At 64.1% G+C, this 17,702-nt stretch carries 12 protein-coding genes; 4 read left to right on the plus strand and 8 right to left on the minus strand.

What is annotated here, in order from left to right:
- Positions 1-56 precede the first annotated feature (56 nt).
- The gene (locus A7A77_RS01445; RefSeq protein ID WP_066552456.1) at positions 57-2,768 is read left to right on the plus strand and encodes a TonB-dependent receptor domain-containing protein; all 2,712 of its coding nucleotides are present in this window, start codon (positions 57-59) and stop codon (positions 2,766-2,768) included.
- A gap of 136 nt (positions 2,769-2,904) precedes the next feature.
- The gene (locus A7A77_RS01450) at positions 2,905-3,273 is read left to right on the plus strand and encodes a PRC-barrel domain-containing protein (RefSeq protein ID WP_066552457.1); all 369 of its coding nucleotides are present in this window, start codon (positions 2,905-2,907) and stop codon (positions 3,271-3,273) included.
- A gap of 20 nt (positions 3,274-3,293) precedes the next feature.
- Here the strand turns inward: A7A77_RS01450 and A7A77_RS01455 are convergent, their stop codons facing one another.
- The 4 genes from A7A77_RS01455 to A7A77_RS01470 form a co-directional block, all read right to left on the minus strand.
- Positions 3,294-3,974: a response regulator transcription factor gene (locus tag A7A77_RS01455; RefSeq protein ID WP_245638351.1), complete on the minus strand. Its 681-nt coding sequence runs from the start codon at positions 3,972-3,974 to the stop codon at positions 3,294-3,296.
- 228 nt (positions 3,975-4,202) lie between these two features.
- Positions 4,203-6,968, minus strand: a complete 2,766-nt coding sequence (gene secA / locus A7A77_RS01460; protein ID WP_066552459.1) for a preprotein translocase subunit SecA — start codon at positions 6,966-6,968, stop codon at positions 4,203-4,205.
- A 156-nt stretch (positions 6,969-7,124) separates the two neighbouring features.
- The gene (locus A7A77_RS01465; RefSeq protein ID WP_216635527.1) at positions 7,125-7,439 is read right to left on the minus strand and encodes a hypothetical protein; all 315 of its coding nucleotides are present in this window, start codon (positions 7,437-7,439) and stop codon (positions 7,125-7,127) included.
- Positions 7,440-7,451: 12 nt separating this feature from the next.
- Positions 7,452-8,015, minus strand: a complete 564-nt coding sequence (locus tag A7A77_RS01470) for a TonB family protein (RefSeq protein ID WP_066552461.1) — start codon at positions 8,013-8,015, stop codon at positions 7,452-7,454.
- A gap of 81 nt (positions 8,016-8,096) precedes the next feature.
- Between A7A77_RS01470 and argJ the strand changes: the two genes are divergently transcribed.
- Both argJ and A7A77_RS01480 read left to right on the plus strand, forming a co-directional pair.
- On the plus strand, positions 8,097-9,317 hold the full coding sequence (argJ, locus tag A7A77_RS01475) for a bifunctional glutamate N-acetyltransferase/amino-acid acetyltransferase ArgJ (protein ID WP_066552463.1): 1,221 nt from the start codon (positions 8,097-8,099) through the stop codon (positions 9,315-9,317).
- On the plus strand, positions 9,314-10,114 hold the full coding sequence (locus A7A77_RS01480) for an inositol monophosphatase family protein (RefSeq protein WP_425388531.1): 801 nt from the start codon (positions 9,314-9,316) through the stop codon (positions 10,112-10,114). Before argJ ends, A7A77_RS01480 begins: the two co-directional genes overlap by 4 nt.
- Here A7A77_RS01480 and trxA read toward each other — a convergent pair.
- The 4 genes from trxA to A7A77_RS01500 all read right to left on the minus strand — a co-directional run bounded on the left by trxA (position 10,111) and on the right by A7A77_RS01500 (position 17,682).
- Positions 10,111-10,431 carry a thioredoxin gene (trxA, locus tag A7A77_RS01485; RefSeq protein WP_066552575.1) on the minus strand — a complete coding sequence of 107 codons (321 nt, stop codon included), beginning with the start codon at positions 10,429-10,431 and terminating at the stop codon, positions 10,111-10,113. The two genes, A7A77_RS01480 and trxA, sit on opposite strands and share 4 nt — an antisense overlap.
- Positions 10,432-10,512: 81 nt before the next feature.
- Positions 10,513-13,992 (minus strand): double-strand break repair helicase AddA, encoded by a 3,480-nt coding sequence (gene addA, locus A7A77_RS01490; RefSeq protein ID WP_066552465.1) that lies wholly within the window; start codon positions 13,990-13,992, stop codon positions 10,513-10,515.
- Positions 13,989-16,997: a double-strand break repair protein AddB gene (gene addB, locus A7A77_RS01495; RefSeq protein WP_066552467.1), complete on the minus strand. Its 3,009-nt coding sequence runs from the start codon at positions 16,995-16,997 to the stop codon at positions 13,989-13,991. Before addB ends, addA begins: the two co-directional genes overlap by 4 nt.
- A complete protein-coding gene (locus A7A77_RS01500) occupies positions 16,990-17,682 on the minus strand; it encodes a nucleotidyltransferase family protein (RefSeq protein WP_066552577.1) in 693 nt (230 codons plus the stop codon). Before A7A77_RS01500 ends, addB begins: the two co-directional genes overlap by 8 nt.
- Positions 17,683-17,702: the final 20 nt, after the last annotated feature.

The raw sequence follows: 17,702 nt of genomic DNA on the forward strand, positions 1-17,702 counted from the left end.
ACCGGCCGCGCGCGGCCGATCTCCCAAGTACCGGACCATTGAGGGGGTTCCACACCATGTCCACCGGCAAGCGCCTCGCGGGGCTGCTCCTGCTCTCCACCGCGCTCACGTTCCCGATTGCGGGACTTGCGCAAGACATCGGCGTTCCGCCGGGCGACGACCCGAGCACCGAAGCGGCCGAAGAAGAGATGGCGAGCCAGGTCGATCCGGCCGAGGAAATGGATGAAGGTCCCGATATCTCGATCCCGGGCGGCGCCATCCTCGTTACCGGTCGCCGTAATCGCGATCCTGTCCGGGCATCGACGCAGGTCGTCACCGTCCTCTCTTCAGAAGACATCGCACGCACCGGCGAAGGCGACATCGCCGGCGCACTGGGCCGCGTGACCGGCCTGTCGGTGGTCGGTTCTGGCCGCGTCTACGTTCGCGGCCTTGGCGATCGCTACTCGCTCGCCATGCTGAACGGCCTGCCGCTGCCCAGCCCCGAACCGCTGAGCCGCGTCGTTCCCCTCGACATCTTCCCGACGAATGTCATCGCATCCTCACTGGTGCAGAAAACCTATTCGGCGAACTTCCCCGGCGAATTCGGCGGCGGCGTCATCAACCTGACGACCCGCGCCATTCCCGACGAAAGCTTCCTCAAGATCAGCGCATCGGCCGGTGGCGACACCAAGACGCTGGGCCGCAGCGGGATCACCTATTACGGCTCCGACATCGACTGGTTGGGCTTCGACAACGGCAACCGCGACATCCCGTCGAACCTTGCCGCGTTCCTTGCCAGCGGCGAGCGTATTTCCAGCACGCCGATCGAGACACAGGAAGGCGTCGCCGCACAACTGTTCCCGACGAATCTTGCGACCGTAACGAAGGACGGCAACCTGCCGCCCAACTTCTCAGGCTCGATCACCGCCGGCACCTCGTTCGACGTAGGTGACGATGCGGTTCTCGGCTTGGTCGCGACTGTTTCGCTGAAGAACAGCTGGCGCAACCGTTCGGTCCACTCGCAAAGCGCGAACTCGGACCTGTCGCAGATCACCGATGAATGGCAGACCTTCATCACCGATCAGAAAATGCTGTTCAACGCCATGCTTGGCATAGGGCTGGACATCGGCGATCACACGATCCGCTTCACCAATCTCTACATACGCGACACCCTGAAGCAGGCACGGCTTGGCGTGGGCTACAGTGTGGAGGATGAATACGACCTCGTGCGCCAGAATACCGGCTGGTACGAACGCCAGCTGATGGACAGCCAGCTTGTCGGCGAGTTCGATTTCGGTCCGCTGAAGCTTGACCTGCGTGGCGGTTATGCCCGCACCGATCGCGAAGCACCGTACAATCTCACGTTCAACTACGTGAAGACCAACCTCAACACGCCGACCGGCGGGTACTACGTCGCGAACATCACGAACCAGATCAACAACGTCGATCCGGTCACGTCTTCGTTCGACGACCTCAAGGAAGAGCTCTGGTACGGCGGCATCGACGCCAGCTACGAGCTGCTCGACAACCTGACGAGCACTGTCGGTTACGCTTATTCCGACACTACCCGTTACTCGTCGCGTCGTGAATTCTACCTGCAGGTTCAGACTGATCCAGCGATGGTGCCGCTCGGCCTGACCAGCTCGGTGCTCAACGCCGTCGCCCTGCGTCGTCCGGGAGATTTGATCAACGGCGCCACGCTGGCGGGCTTCAACGTCCGCCTGAACGAAGTGTCGCCCTTCCCCGCATTCGATGCGGCGCTGACGATCCATGCAGGCTACGGCAAGCTCAGCTATCTACCGGTCGACACCGTCACCATGGAAGCTGGTATCCGCTATGAGGATGCGAAGCAAACCGTTGCGCTCGACCAGTCGATTTTCAACGATCCGGTCGCCGGATCGCCGGGCACGTACAACGCGAACGACTACTTCCTGCCCAGCGCCACGATCACGTGGGAAGCCAGCGACCAGTTGCAGCTTCGTTTCGCCGCGTCGAAAACCATTGCCCGACCGCAGTTCCGCGAACTGGTGCAGCAGACGTATTTCGATCCCGACAACAACCGCCAGTACGAGGGTAACCCGTTCCTGAACGACAGCGAACTGCTGAACTTCGAAGCACGGGCCGAATACTACATCTCGGGCCGCAACCACTTCAGCCTAGCCGGGTTCTACAAGGAAATCGACAACCCGATCGAGGCCGTGGTTCTTGCCATCCAGGGCAATACCTACACCACGTTCGCAAACGTGCCGAAGGCCGAACTCTACGGCGCCGAAGTCGAAGCACAGTACGGCATACCGCTGAACGGCACCGGCTTCCTCGAGTACAAGGACTTCGTGATCTACGCGAACTACACGTACTCGCAGTCGAGCATAAAGTTCGACGAGGGCGACATCCTGATCCTGGCCGATGCCGTGTCGGACGTCGACAACTTCTTCGATGTCGGCGATCCGATGACGGGGCAGTCCGACCACGTCGCGAACCTGCAGTTCGGTCTGGAGGATTCAGAAGAGACGGGCCAGTACACCTTCCTGCTCAACTACGCGAGCAAACGGGTTACGCGCCGCGACTTCAACGCTCCGGCCATTATTGAGTACCCCGGTCTCACCGTGGACTTCGTGGCCCGTCAGGCCGCCGACTTCATGGGCGTTCCGGTCGAGCTGGAATTCGAAGCGCGCAACATCTTCGGTCGCGATAACCTCGAATATCAGAAGAACGGCGAATACCGCGTCGACAACAACGTGTTCGAGGTCGGCCCGAGCTTCTCGCTCGGCATTTCGATGGAATTCTAACGAGCTACCCTGCGAAAGCAGTCCCTCGGGCCGGGCCTCCCCACGGGGAGGTCCGGCTTTTTCCTTTTCGTCAGGGATTCGCCTTATCGCATGGAAAGGCGTATGATCGGGTGTCTTTCGGGAGAGGAGGCACCAGATGGCACATGATCATAAACTGATCCTCGCCAGCCGGGTAGAAAACACCTCGGTCTTCAATGAAGATGGCTGGCTGATCGGGCATATCCGCGACCTTTCGATCGACCGCGAAAGCGGCCAGGTCGTTCACGCGATCATGTCGTTCGGCGGGTTCCTCGGCATCGGCAACCGCCTTCACCCGCTACCGTGGAGCATGCTCGGCTATAATGCCGAACGACATGGCTACATCGTTTCACTGGATAAGGCGGCGCTGGAACAAGCCCCGCACTACGACGCGGACGAACTGGAGGATTTCGGCGGGGCGCACCACGACAAGAAGCGCAGCGACGTTCTCGAATACTACGGCCGCTACGGACCGCCGCCAATCTAGGGCGCCGATCTGGAACCCGCTTACGATGGCGGGCTGTCGAGAACGTAGCCCATCGCCCGCACGGTACGCAGCATTTCGCCCGCACCCACGCTTTTGAGCGCGCGGCGCAGGCGGCCGATCCAGACGTCGACGGTGCGTTCGTCGATCGGGGGGTCGAGCTTGCCCAACCCCTCGATCAGTTCGATCCGCGTCAGCACGCGATCGGGGTTTTCCGCGAAGAAGCGGAGCAGGCGAAATTCGTTGGGCCGAAGCGGCACCGGCCTGTCGTGCCAGCGTGCCTGCAGCGCGAGGAGATCGATGGTAAGCTTGCCTACGCGCACCTGCTGCGCAAAATGACGCGGACCGCGCCGTTCCTGCAGTGCGAAGACACGGTCCAGCACGGCGTTACGATCCAGCGGACCGATCATGTAGTCATCGGCTCCGGCCCGCAGCGCACGGCGGCGATCATCGGGATCGTCCACTTCCAGCACCATCGTGACATGCGCATCGGTAGTGCGCGGATCGGCGCGAAGACGGCGGCAAAGCTCCAGCCCGGAGCATTCGTCCATCACCCAGTCGACGAACGCCCACATCTGCCCTTCGACAAGGCGACGCGGGCCGTTGCAGTCGAGCCGGTCGAACGTGAAGCGCATGCCGTCATGCTCGAACGGTTCAAGCGCCTCCCCCATCGGGTCGCTCATGAAGATGTTGACGACGTCCAAGAATGCCCCCGAAAACGGTACGTTTCCAAGGCAATTGCCGTGCAACCATGACACGTTCGTGACTATCGAACGCGGAAAATAGCCGGCCTCATGCAGATCGATTTTCGTTCCGGTGGAGCGAGAACGGCAGCTGGCGAGAACCGGCGCGCAGCGGCCTTTCTGGCCGTGAGCACCGGAAGCGCAGTCAGCTGCCGTTCGCAGCCCGCCGGAGAGGAAATCCAGGCGATATTACGCAACTGCCCCGTGGCAGTGTTTGTACTTGTTCCCACTTCCGCACGGGCACGGCGCGTTACGCGAAATGTCCATGTCCGCCCACGGGTTCTCGCTTTCCGCACCGCCCGGTCCAGCCTGTGCGAAAGTCGATCCGGCCAGCGCGCCGAACAGCGCCTGCCGCTGTGCCGATCCGTCGCCGTCGTTCGAGTTGTCCTCGCCCGTCAGCGGGTTGATATGACCGGTCATCAGGTCCGGATTGGTCAGGAAATCGGGCAGTTCGGGCAAGGGGGCGGGTTCCGGCTGCTGCATGCGCAGCTGGCTGGTCATCAGGATCTTGGTCACGTCCTCGCGGATCGCCTCCAGCATCCGTTCGAACAGGCCGAACGCTTCCTGCTTGTACTCGTTGATCGGCGTCTTCTGGGCATAAGCACGCAGGAACACCACCTGCCGCAGCGCATCCAGCGTCGCGAGGTGTTCCTTCCAGTGGTAGTCCAGCCTGTCCAGCAGGACCGACTTTTCCACCTGCCGCCAGATGCCGGGTTCGGTGTCGGCCAGCTTGGCGTCCATCTTGGCATCGGCCATCGCGGCAAGGCGCTGTTCCAGATCTTCGGGCTCGATCCCGTCTTCGTTCATCCAATCGTCGATCGGTGCGGGTTCGCCGAAGATCTCCTCGATCTTCTCCTTCAGCCCTTCGACATCCCACTGTTCGGGATAGGATCCGGGCGGGCAGGCATTGCCGACCAGCCAGTTCACCGTGTCGTTGCGCATGTCGACCACGACATCGTCCACGGTCTCCGAATCCATGATGTCTTCGCGCTGTTCGTAGATAACCTTGCGCTGGTCGTTCATCACGTTGTCGTATTCCACGACCTGCTTGCGGATGTCGTAGTTGCGGGCCTCGACCTTCTTCTGTGCGGTCTCGATCGCCTTCGACAGCCACTTCGAACCGATCGCCTCGCCATCCTCCAGGTTGGAGTTCATCATCTTGGCAAACAGCGTGTCGGGGCCGAAGATACGCAGCAGGTCGTCTTCAAGGCAGAGGTAGAAACGCGACAGGCCCGGATCGCCCTGACGCCCGGAACGGCCGCGCAGCTGGTTGTCGATGCGGCGGCTTTCGTGGCGTTCGGTGCCCAGCACGAACAGGCCGCCCGCTTCCAGCACCTGCTGGCGTTCGGCGGCGATCTCTTCCTTGATCTTCGCGATTGCCGCGTCGCGCTCCGGTCCTTCGGGCATGTCGCCCAGTTCGTCGCCGATGCGGAAATCGAGGTTGCCGCCAAGCTGGATGTCGGTGCCGCGCCCTGCCATGTTCGTGGCGATCGTCACCGCGCCAAGGCGGCCCGCCTGCGCCACGATATGGGCTTCCATCTCGTGCATGCGCGCGTTGAGGACGGAGTGCTTCACACCCTCTTCGCCAAGGAACTTGCTGAGCAGTTCCGACTTCTCGATCGAGACGGTGCCGACAAGGACCGGCTGGCCCTTCTCGTTATGCTCCCGGATGGAGGCGGCGATGGCGCGGAACTTGTCGTGCGTGTTCTTGTAGAACTGGTCATCCTCGTCCACGCGCTGCACCGGCACGTTGGTCGGGATCTCCACGACGTTCAGCTTGTAGATGTCGAAGAATTCCGCCGCCTCGGTCGCGGCGGTGCCGGTCATGCCCGAAAGCTTGGGGTACATGCGGAAATAGTTCTGGAACGTGATCGATGCCATCGTCTGGTTCTCGGGCTCGATCTTCACGCCCTCCTTGGCCTCTACCGCCTGGTGAAGGCCGTTGGACCAGCGGCGGCCGTCCATCATGCGGCCAGTGAACTCGTCGATGATGACGACCTTGTCGTCCTTCACGATGTAGTCCGTGTCACGCTTGAACATGTGCACGGCCTTCAGCGCCTGATCGAGGTGATGGACGACCTGCGTGTTCTCGAAATCGTAGAGGTTCTCGGTCTCGAGATGACCTTCGGCGAGCAGGATCTGCTCGATCTTCTCCGCCCCGTCCTCGGTCAGCGTGATGTTCTTGGTCTTCTCGTCCTTTTCGAAGTCCTCCTCGTCCAGCTGTTTCACAACCGCGTCGATGGTTACGTAAAGCTCGGACTTGTCCTCTGTCGGGCCGGAGATGATCAGCGGGGTGCGCGCCTCGTCGATCAGGATCGAGTCCACCTCGTCGACGATGGCATAGTTGAACGGACGGTGCACCTGCTGCTCGCGCGAGTGCTTCATATTGTCGCGCAGGTAATCGAAGCCAAGCTCGTTGTTGGTCGAATAGGTGATGTCGCAGTTGTAGCTGGCGCGGCGGTCATGCTCGTGCATGTTGGGCACGATGACGCCGACGGTCAGGCCGAGGAAATTGTAGAGCTTGCCCATCGTCTCCGCGTCGCGGCGGGCGAGGTAGTCGTTGACGGTGACGACGTGAACGCCCTTGCCGGTAAGCCCGTTGAGATAGACCGACAACGTGGCGACCAGCGTCTTGCCCTCGCCCGTGCGCATCTCGGCGATCTCGCCACGGTGGAGCGCGATGCCGCCCACCATCTGCACGTCGAAATGGCGCATGCCGAAAACGCGCTTGGAACCTTCGCGAACGACGGCGAATGCTTCGGTCAGAAGATCGTCCAGTGTTTCGCCGGCTTCAAGCCGCTGGCGGAACGCGGCGGTCTGCCCCTGCAGCTCCTCGTCGCTCATCGCCTCGTAATGCGGTTCAAGGCTGTTGATCCGCTCGACGAGCTTGCCCATCGACTTGACGTAACGGTCGTTCGAGGAGCCGAACAGGGACTTGGCAATGGATCCGAACATGGGTCGGGTCTTTCCTTGTACTGGCGAGCCGGCGCGAATGTACGGCAGGCGTCGCTGAAATGGTGGTGGTATGTCAGGAAGGCGCACGGCAGAACGCGCACGAAATCAAGGATATGGGCGACATCCGCGCAAGGATGCGCGGTGCCGCGAAAGTCTCTATTCGAGAGGCCGGTCGGCCAGCATGATCACCGGCAGAAGCACGGTGCGCGGCGCTTTCGACGCAGGCGCGCCGAGTTCGCGGTTACGCTTCGCGCGCGAGGTGCGCGGCTGGGCCGCTTCCGCATCGCGGCGGATCGCTTCGACCCCGGTACAAGTCCTGTCGACACGTGAAACTTCCGCATCGCGCGGATCGTAATGCAGGCGCGCGTGCGCCGGCGCGACCAGCGCGGACAGGCCCAGGATCAGGGCAGCAAGGGCGAGGAGCCGTTTCATGCTTGCGACAAGATAGGCACTGAACGGACGAAAATCCACCCGTTTCCCGAGTTATTCCAAGTCATCGATTTCGACGCTTTGCCTCAATGTAACCCGTTTCTTGACCGGATTACCCTCCGAGTCCGTGAACGGCTCGAAGAACCCGTCATCGGGACAGGGCTTTTTAGGCAGATCCGCCGCGCGGGCATCGACATGGCAATCCGAAACATTGCCGTCCTCATCGATGACGAATGACACGCGAATATCGACCGGGGCCAGCGGTTTACGTGGATTCAATTGCCACACAACCGATGTTCGATATTTGGCCACATCGTATCCGATGTCTGCGTCAGGCTCGAATTTGGCCCGCTCCAGCAACAGTTGGCAGGTATAATCGTCCATCCGCCAATCGCCGCTGCCGTGCGCAACCTTGCAATCAACAGGCAACCCGGTCGCAGCTACTGAAAGTTCCACCTTCACCCGCCCCTCGATCCCCTCAGCCGTGGCAGAAGGCGGATAATCTTCTGACGTAATCCACTCGCCCTTATCAATGGGCACGGCTTCTTCCGCCGCCTTGGCCGACGCACTCAAGACCGTTAGCGCGACGGCCAGCGATAGATGCTTCAAAAGAATCATGGAATATTCCTAACGTATTCTGGAATATCCAAACACGCTCAAGATTGCGCAATTGAGGCAATGCATCTAACCGCGCCAATCATGGAAAGATCTCCGCTCGCCCGCCCGTTCCCCGCCATGCCCGCGATTCCCGGCGCCGTGCCCCGCGTGGCGCGCGCGCAGTACAAGACGTGGGACCGCTGCGACCTCACTTACGTAGAACTTGACGAAGGGACGAGCGTCGCCGGCGTGTTCACGAAGAACGTGTGCTGTTCGTCGGAAGTCGAGCTGGGTCGCGGACAGGTAAAGCTGGGCCGCGCGCGGGCGCTGGTGGTGAATGCCGGCAATTCCAACGCCTTCACCGGCTATCGCGGGCGAGAGGCGGTGGAACAGATCATGGCGCAAGTCGCCGCGCACCTCGGCTGCGAGCCCAGTGACGTGTTCGTCTCTTCCACCGGCGTGATCGGCGTGCCCCTGCCCAAGGACAAGGCCGAGGCAGGCGTCGCCAGCGCGCTGACCGCCCAGCCGTGCGACTGGGAAGCCGCGGCAGAAACGATCGGCACGACCGACACTTTTGCCAAGGGCGCAACGGCAAGCGCGGTGATCGGCGAGACGCGCGTGAATTTCAGCGCCATCATCAAGGGCAGCGGCATGATCGCGCCCGACATGGCGACGATGCTGGGCTATATCTTCACCGACGCCAAAGTTGCCCCTGCCTTCCTGCAAAAATGCCTTTCGGCCGCCAGCGACGCGACGTTCAACTGCATCACAGTCGACAGCGATACCTCGACCAGCGACACGGTGCTTGCCTTTGCCACGGGACGGGCAGGCAATGCCGAGGTTGTCGACGTGGACAGCCCCGGCGCGGACGCTTTCGCAGCGGCCATCCACGACGTCTGCCGCCAGCTTGCGCATCTGGTGGTGCGCGATGGCGAAGGCGCGCAGAAATTCATCGAGATCGCCGTGACCGGTGCCGTTTCGGACGAAAGCGCCCACCGCGTCGGCCTCGCCATCGCCAATTCACCATTGGTGAAGACCGCCATCGCCGGGGAGGATGCGAACTGGGGGCGCGTCGTCATGGCCGTGGGCAAGGCCGGCGAACCGGCAGATCGCGACAAGCTGTCGATCGGGTTCGGCGGCACGTGGGCGGCAAAGCACGGCCTGCCGCTTGCCGATTACGACGAAGAGCCGGTGGCCGCACATCTGAAGGGACAGGACATTCGCATCGACGTCGACCTCGGTCTTGGCGAAGGCACAGCGACGGTCTGGACCTGCGACCTGACGCATGGTTACATTTCGATCAACGCGGATTACCGGACGTGAGCACAGCCCTGACCGCCGAGGTTCACGCCCTGATGCAGCGCGTGTCCGAAGCGGTCGTGCTGCCTCGCTACCAGTCGCTGGCAACCCACGAAATCGTCGAGAAGTCGCCCGGTGATCTCGTGACCGTGGCCGATCGGGAGAGCGAGGCAATGCTGGCCGAGGGGCTGGCAAAGATTTTGCCCGAAGCGGCCATTGTCGGGGAGGAAGCGGTTCACGCGGACCCATCCTTGTCAGACAGGCTGGGCGATGCCCTGTGCTGGATCATCGACCCCATCGATGGCACCCGCAACTTCGCCGCCGGTCGGCCGCCATTCGGCCTGATGATCGCACTGGCCGAAAACGGCGTGACGCAGGCGGGCTGGATTTACGATCCGCTACAGCAGCGTTTCTGCCATACCATCTTCGGCCGGGGCGCTTTCGTGAATGGAGAGCGCATCGCGGCACGAGCAACGGGCGAAACGCCGCCAGTGGCTGCAATCTCGATGATCTATATGGACGATGCGAAGCGCGAAGATGTGAAAACCAACCTCGCGCCGTTCTACCGGCTCGCCGACATTCCCTATTGCGCGGCGGAGCAATATCCGCGCCTTGCGCTGGGCGTGAACGATGTCTCGGTCTTCGAACGCACGCTGGCGTGGGACCATGCGGCCGGCGCGCTCTGGCTCAACGAAGCGGGCGGCAAGTGCGCCCGTCCCGACGGCTCACCCTATCGCGTTGACGAATGGGGGCGAAAGGGCATGATCGCGGCGGCCAGCCCTGCCCTGTGGGAAGAACTGGCCGCGCGTATCGGCAATTAGAGTTCGGATTCGAGCCATGCCTTGAGCGCGCCCTTCGGCGCGGCGCCCAGCTTCTGTGCGGCAGGCTTGCCATCCTTGAACAGCACCATCAGCGGGATCGACTGCACGCCCATCTGGGCCGCGATATCGGTGTTTTCCATGATGTCGACCTTGGCGATCGTAACCTTGTCGGCCAGTTCCTCGCTGATTTCTTCCAGCGCGGGTGCGATCATCTTGCAAGGCCCGCACCAGTCCGCCCAGAAATCGACCAGCACCGGCTTGTCGGATTCGATTACGTCGCTCTGGAAGCTGGCATCGGTCACGGCTTTGGTCGGCATGGAAGGTTCTCCTGAATCGGTTTCGATAGCCAAGATAGGCGTACGCCGCGCATTCGCAATGAGCGCGGCGGCGAAGGATTTCTAGCCACCCCGTAACCGCGCCTTTTCGGGGCCGAGCATTGCATCCGGCAGCATGAACAGGCGCGGCGCGTGGGTATAGAGCAAGGCGCATTCGACGATCCGGCCCGGATGGATCGCCTCCAGCGCGCAGGCATAGGCAGCCATTTGCCGGATATAGGCGGCGGGCACCGCATCCAGCGTTTCGGGCGGGCGGCGCGCGGTCTTGAAATCGACGATGCGGATCGGGGCCGATATGTCCGCAGGCAGGCACAGCCGGTCGATCGTGCCCGCCACTACCTGTCCGCCGACAACTGCGGCAATCGGCACTTCGGCCAGGGCCTCCGGCCCGAACACTTCGGCGAATTGCGGATCGGCCAGCGTGGCCACGGCAGCCGCAGCCATTTCCTCACGGATCGCCGCATCAAGATCCTGCGCCTGCTTCGCCAGCCACTTCAGCGCCGCTTCTCGGCGCCGATCCGCGGCCAGTTCGGGTAGGCGTTCAAGCAAGCGGTGGATCAGCACGCCGCGCCGCGCAGCCTCTATCCCCGTACCGGGCGGCAGCGGCGGATCGGGTGCCTCGTGCTCTCCTAGCGATGACGGGGCGAGCGGGCGCGGCGGGCGCGGTTCTTCGCCCACCGGCTGCGTCAGCCATGCGGGCACCAGCGGTAGAACCGTCTGCGCTGCGCCCTTGGGCATCCCCGGCTCTGCCTGCGCCGCGTTTCCGCGCGACTTGGCCGCACCCCAGACCGTGTCTTCCAGCCAGCCGTCCGCGAAGAGGGGCTCCAGCGCTGCGTACCAGCTCTTTTCCGGTGCCTCGGTCTTCTTCGCCGGCAGCGCGCCTGCCACGAACAGCGCTTCTTCGGCCCGCGTCATCGCAACGTACAGCAAGCGCCAGTGCTCCTCGTCCTCGGCCCGTTTGACGGCATCCTTCGCCTCGGCCAGCCGGCCCAGCGTCTCGTGCTTCCGCAAACCCGGCATCGGCAGGCTGCGCGCGGCAAAGCCCAGCGCCGCATCGCCCGGTTCTTCCAGTTCCAGCGTGCGCGGGGGCGACCTGTCGGGATCGTCGGCGGCATCGGCAAGGATGACGATCGGGGCCTGCAACCCCTTCGACCCGTGCACGGTCATCACGCGGACCAGCCCGCCCTGCTGCTCTGCTTCACGCTTCAACTCGCCCTCGCCCACATCGAACCAGCGGATGAAGCCGGCAAGGCTGGGCGTGTTCGTCGCGCTGAACGCCAGTGCCGCATTCAGCAGTTCGTCGATCGGATCGTTCGCTTCCTTGCCCAGCCGCGCCACCAGCCGCTTGCGCCCATGCCATGGGCCGACAAGCATCCAGTGCAGCAATGCCTGCGGCGGCGTGAAATCGGCGCGGGCCAGCAGGTCGAGCAGTTTCGTCACCGTCGCGCGCGGAAAATCGCCGGTCGCACGGCGCAGGTGATCCCAAAGTGTCACGCGCCGCGCGGTTTTCGGATCGCGATAGCCGTGTTCCAGCAGGTCTTCCTGCGTCCAGCCGATCAGCGGGGATGTGAGCAGGCAGGCGAGCGCCAGATCGTCATAAGGCTGCGCGGCAAAACGCATCCCTGCCATCAGGTCGCGCACCGCCAGCGGCGCGCCCAGCCGCAACCGGTCCACCCCCGCAACCGGCACGCCCTTAGCATGGAGCCGCGCGACGATCAGACCGGCGAGCTCCTTGCGCTTGCGCACCAGCACCATGATGTCGCCCGCCTGCGCATTGCGCACGCCGCCCTTGGCCAGCGGGAAACCGCCGGTAATCCAGCGGCGCACCTGCTCCGCGATATTGTCCGCCACGCGCCTGTCCGGTCGGGATAGCCATGACTGTTCGTCTTCCGGCTCGTCATCATCCTCCGGCAGGCTGCCCACCGCGCGCCACAGCACGACCTGTCCGGGACGATCTTCCCCGACATGCGGTTCTGGCGGGGTCTTCAGCCCGAATGCCGCGGGGGAGAGATGTGCGATCGCCTCGTCCACGAAATCCAGCACCGGCTGTGCAGTGCGATAACTGCGGCCAAGCCCGTATTCGCGCAGCGGCCTGATCGACCGGTCGCCGCGCTGGAACCCGATGTTCTCCCGCGCTTCGTCGATCCGCGCCTTCACGCGCTGCCTCGCCGCCTCGAAATTTTCGGGGCTGGTTCCCTGGAAACGGAAGATCGCCTGCTTGTAATCGCCCACCACGAACAGCGTCCGCAGCCGGTCTCCGCGCGCGCCTTCGCCGGCGAAGAACTCCTCGCTCAGCGCGTCGATAACGTCCCACTGCGCCGCATTCGTATCCTGCGCCTCGTCGATCAGGATATGGTCGAACCGGCGGTCGAGCTTGTAACGGATCCAGTCCGCCATCTCGGACCGCTTGAGCAACTGCGCGGCCTGAAAGATCTGGTCGTCGAAATCGACCAAGCCTTCACGCGATTTCGCCTCCGCCCAGCGCAGTGCGAAGGCGCGGCCCAGCGTCAGCGCGGGCGCAAGCCAGAGCGCCAGTTCGCCAAGGTTGCGCGCTGTCTCCACCTCGCCGAGCGCGGCCCCGACACGGGCGGCATAGTCGGCATAGTCGGGCAAGTGCTTCTCGACACTCTTCAGCGATTTGATGTCGCCCTTCTGGGTGAAAAGCACGCCGCGCAAGTCATCTATCGCCGCCAGCCGCGCGGCGGGATCCGATGCCAGCCATGCCGCGACCACTTCCTCGAACTTCCTCGCGGTCGCCGTGCCCCATGCCTGCTGCGCCTCAAGGCAGCGGCGCAGGGATTGCACGTCGAATGCCGCGTCGGAGCAGAGCTTTTCCACCTCCGCCTGAGAGTGATCGGGCGACAGCCCCAGCAAGCGGTTTACCCGTGGCAGCAGCGGCGGCTGCCACGCGCCCGGCCCTTCCCATGCGGCGCGCGCTTCGGCGCAGGCCATCAGGAAGCGTTCGACGCCCGACTGGTCGGTGCGCAGGGACAGCATGGCAAGCGCGTCGGTCAGTGCGGTATCGCCGGAACGTTCGGCATCGAGCAGCAATTCGGACAGCGTTTCGCGCAGCAGGATCTCGCGGTCGCGGTCTTCCATCGGGCGCGTACCGGGCACCAGACCTGCCTCCAGCGGGAAGGCGGAAAGGAGCCATTGCGAAAAGGCGTGGATCGTCTCGATCCGCAGTCCGCCGCCGGGGCAGTCGAGAACGGCGGCAAAACGCGTGCGGGCGCGGGCCACCGTATCGGGATCGAATGCCGCACCGATCGCGCGGAGGTCCGCCGCGAGCGAAACGTCATCGGCACGAACCCAACCGGCCAGCACGTCGTTCACGCGGGTCGCCATTTCGGCCGCGCCCGCCTTGGTAAAGGTCAGGCACAGGATCTGCGAAGGCTCTACATCCGGCTGAAGCAGCAGCCGCAATACGCGGGCCGACAGCACCTGTGTCTTGCCCGTGCCCGCGCTGGCCGACAGCCACACGGTGTCGCGCGGATCGACGGCATCGGCTTGCCGGTCCTTGAGCGGATAGACTTTCGCGCTCATGCCCCATCACCGTCTTCGGAACGGCCCTGCCATTCGTCCAGCCGCATAAGCTGGTCGTAATCGTTGTAACCGCCAAGATCGGGATTGAGCCGCGCAGTGAACGGCTCGCTGCCCACGATCCACTTGTCGATGGCATCGGTTAGGAAGCGCGCGCTTTCGGGCAGGAAATCCTCGCGCGGGATGCCGCTGGTCTTGCGGCCTTCCTTCACAGGCTCTGTACGATAGCCGAAACCGTCCTTGCCCCGCGCCAGCGACCAGTATTCGAAATGCGTCGGCGTGCCCGACACACCCTCAAACCCGCCGTGTTCCGCGATCAGGCCCGTCGTCCCCAGTTGCAGCGTGAAGCCTTGCTCCACCATGGCCGCGCTGGGCGCGCCGCCGGTCTTGTAATCGACGATGGCCAGCGTTCCGTCGGGCAGGCGGTCTATCCGGTCGGCCTTGGCGGTAATCTTCACGCCGTCGAACTGCATCGCGCCGGATTTTTCGACCAGCAGCACTTCGCGCGCCCCGGCAATCAGTGCGGCCTGTTCCGCCTCCACCCATTCCAGCGCCGCCATCAGCCGCGGTTGCCACAGGCCCCGCATGAAGGGGTGACCCGACAGGTCCGAAAGCATCCCCGCCGCCAGCGGCAGCAGAGTGCCCGGCGCGCATTGGAACTTGTCGCTCCATTCCTGCAGGATGGCGTGGACCGTCGTGCCCTTCCACGCAGGGGTCGGCTCCTCGTCGATGGCATCCAGCCTGCGCAGCCGCAGAATGTGACTGGCATAGAACTGGTAGGGGTCGGATCGCAGCCGGTCGAGCGCGGTGGCGCTGATGTCGACCTTGCGCTGATCGGCCCCCGGCATCGGTTTGGGCTGGGGATAGGCAGGCGCGGGCGCAGCCTCGTTCATAGCGGCGGCAAGCTTGGGCGCTTCTGCTTCCACGTGGCTGTCGAACTGGTCGCCCAGCATCGCCTTTACCCGCAGGACGAAGCGGCTGGCGATGACAGGACCGGATGCATCGCGCCTTGCGTGGCTGAGCACGACTTCCGGCGCGCCGAGTGCGGCGGCAAGATCGTGCGCGGCAAGCCCGATGCGAAAGTCGCCGCCCGGCACGCCCAGCGCGCGCAGGACGGCGGGCGCGACCAGCGGATCGGTTGACGCAGGTGCGGGCCACGATCCCTCGGTCAGCCCGCCGCAGATGACGAGATCGGCCCGGCTCATCCGCGCCTCGATCAAGCCGTAGATCGCGATGCGCGGGTGCCCGCCCCACGGCGGACGAACCGATTGCTGGTCCATCGCATCGCGCAGCATCGCGGGCAGTTCGGCAGGGTCCAGCACCGTCGGTTCGGCTTGCGCCGCTTCTCGCAAGTCTTCGACGAAAGATGCCAGCGCGCGCCCGTCCGCTTCGGCCCAGATCGCGGTTCCGCATAGCGCTTCGCCCGCCGTGACAAGGGCATCGAGCACGGCGGCAAGATCCACCGTTTCCCCCTCTCCCAGCGTGGCGAGCGGAGCCAGCGCGGCCTCCACATCCTGCCACCACTGCGCAAGGGCACTGTCATCGCGTTTGCGGGCACGCTCCATCGCGACTTTGCCCAGCGGGTCCAGCCCCGCGTCCAGCCTTGGCCCGCGTAACGCAAGGTCGAGCTTGCGGACCTGTTCCAGCCAGTTGGCGCGGCCGTCACCACTGCCCGCCAGCGGATGGGCCAGGGCGCCAAGAAACGGGATCGGCGCGGCGCGCGTGCCCAGCACTTCGCCCAGCAACAGAAACATGCGCCCCGCCACCGTCTGCGGCAGCGGGGTGCCCGCCGAATCGTCGGCAACCACGTTCCATGCGCGAAGGTGCGCGATGACCCGTCCCGCCAGTCCGCGATCCGGCGTGACGAGGGCAATACGCTTTTCCGGCACGTCCAGCACCTCCCGGATCAGCACGGCGATGGCCTGCGCTTCCTCCTCCGGATGCGCGGTTTCCATGATCCGCACGCCGGAGAGCCTTCGCTTGCCGGCCGGCAGGTCGACCCACGATGCGCTTTGTTCCGGCGGCAGAAACAGGTTCGAAATCGCCTTGCTGCGTTCGGGCGGGGCTGCGCCAAGGCCGCGGCGGTGCCATGGCCACACCTCGCTGCGGTTCACGCCCATGCGGTTGAGCAGCAGCTTCAGGTGATATTGCGGATGGGTCACCGCATCGCCCGGCCCCAGCGGCGGATCGTCCGGTGTCTCGCCATGTCCGGCAGAGCCGAGCGCGGCCCAAACCTCTTCTTCCAGAGCAAGATCGAGATCGGGCAGGATCACCGCGCCATCGGGCATGCCGGCAATCACGCGCAGCAGGCGGGCGATGGCGGGGCTGGCAGACGTTACACCCGCTGCGACGACGGGATGCGCTGGCGGGCTTTCGCGCCAGCGACGGGCGGCATGGTCGAACAGCGCGTTGCGCCGCGCGGGGGCATCGACCTGACCGCGCGAGGCGAGTTCGGCAAGCCACATGCGCTGCACCAGCATGAACAGGCGCAGGTTCTTTTCCCAGTGCGCCGAAAGATCGCCGACAATGCCGATCACGCGTTCGCGCATCAGGTCGTCTGGATCGATATCCTCCACCAGCAGGCGGTCCATCGTTCGCGCGATCTCTCGCGACTGGCGCAGCAGCGCGGCGGTGGATGGCACACGCAAGCCTTCGGCCTGCATCGCCTGCCGCAGCATCGCGGCAAGAGTGAGCCAACGGCGGGTCTGGTCCGCAGCCGGAGGAACGTCCGCGCCTTCCCCGATCGGATCGAGCAGCGGGCCCAGCGTCTCGTCCAGATCGATGTCGCCGATCACCGCCATGCGCGGCAGCAGCAGGCCATCACCCGAAAGGCGCACGAACGCTTCGGTTACGGTGCGAACCGCACGCTGGCTGGGCAGCAGCAGGGTCAGCCGCGCAAGGCCGAAGCGATCCTCGGCGTAACGCGGGATCAGCCCCGCTACGAGGGCATCGGCGAACCCGCGGTGGGCAGCGATCGAATAGAGGGAAAGCCGCGTGCCCTCAGACACGCGAAAACAGGTCTTCGGCAGGGGCGATGTGTTCGGGCTGGCCGATCTCTATCCATTCGCCAAGGTGGATCGTGCCGTAAAGCCGCCCTTCCTCTATCGCCCGCGACCAGAAGTGGTTCGTACTGAACTTCGCTTCTTCCGGCGGATCGCGGAGCAGGCGCGAGGAACACAGCTGTATGCCGCTGAACACGAAGGGCGCAACCCTGCCGGACTTGCGGCGGCTGATGCGGCCCAGCGGGTCGAGATGGAAATCCCCCTTCCCGCGATAATTGTGCGCCCGCTGGTGCGGAACCAGCAGCAGCAGCGCATCCATCTTGTCCGGATCCCACGCGATGGAAAGCTGGCGGAACACGTCACGCGGGCCATCCAGCCACATGGCATCGGAATTGAGGCAGAAGAACGTGTCGCCCAGCTGTTCCCGAGCCTTGACCAGCCCACCGCCGGTTTCCAGCAGCATTTCACGCTCGTCAGACACGACGACTTGCGGGCTTTGCCGCAGCTTCACGTGCGCCTCGATCGCGTCGGCAAGGTAGTGAACATTGACCACCGCGTTCGCCACGCCCGCAGCGGCCAGCTTGTCCAGCGCATGGTCCAGCAGCGGCTTCCCGCAGACTTTCACCATCGGTTTGGGGCGGCTGACGGTCAGCGGCCGCATCCGTTTGCCCAGTCCTGCGGCCATGACCATTGCGGTATCACTGGCCAGCG

Source organism: Croceicoccus bisphenolivorans, from assembly GCF_001634625.1.
Taxonomy (GTDB): Bacteria; Pseudomonadota; Alphaproteobacteria; order Sphingomonadales; family Sphingomonadaceae; genus Croceicoccus; species Croceicoccus bisphenolivorans.

What these genes read in the sequence shown, in the direction of transcription:
- A7A77_RS01445 (WP_066552456.1), top strand. Translation starts at nt 57, where the DNA reads ATGTCCACCGGCAAGCGCCTCGCGGGGCTGCTCCTGCTCTCCACCGCG.
- A7A77_RS01450 (WP_066552457.1), top strand. Translation starts at nt 2,905, where the DNA reads ATGGCACATGATCATAAACTGATCCTCGCCAGCCGGGTAGAAAACACC.
- secA (WP_066552459.1), bottom strand. Translation starts at nt 6,968, where the DNA reads ATGTTCGGATCCATTGCCAAGTCCCTGTTCGGCTCCTCGAACGACCGT.
- A7A77_RS01470 (WP_066552461.1), bottom strand. Translation starts at nt 8,015, where the DNA reads ATGATTCTTTTGAAGCATCTATCGCTGGCCGTCGCGCTAACGGTCTTG.
- argJ (WP_066552463.1), top strand. Translation starts at nt 8,097, where the DNA reads ATGGAAAGATCTCCGCTCGCCCGCCCGTTCCCCGCCATGCCCGCGATT.
- trxA (WP_066552575.1), bottom strand. Translation starts at nt 10,431, where the DNA reads ATGCCGACCAAAGCCGTGACCGATGCCAGCTTCCAGAGCGACGTAATC.
- addA (WP_066552465.1), bottom strand. Translation starts at nt 13,992, where the DNA reads ATGAGCGCGAAAGTCTATCCGCTCAAGGACCGGCAAGCCGATGCCGTC.
- A7A77_RS01500 (WP_066552577.1), bottom strand. Translation starts at nt 17,682, where the DNA reads ATGGTCATGGCCGCAGGACTGGGCAAACGGATGCGGCCGCTGACCGTC.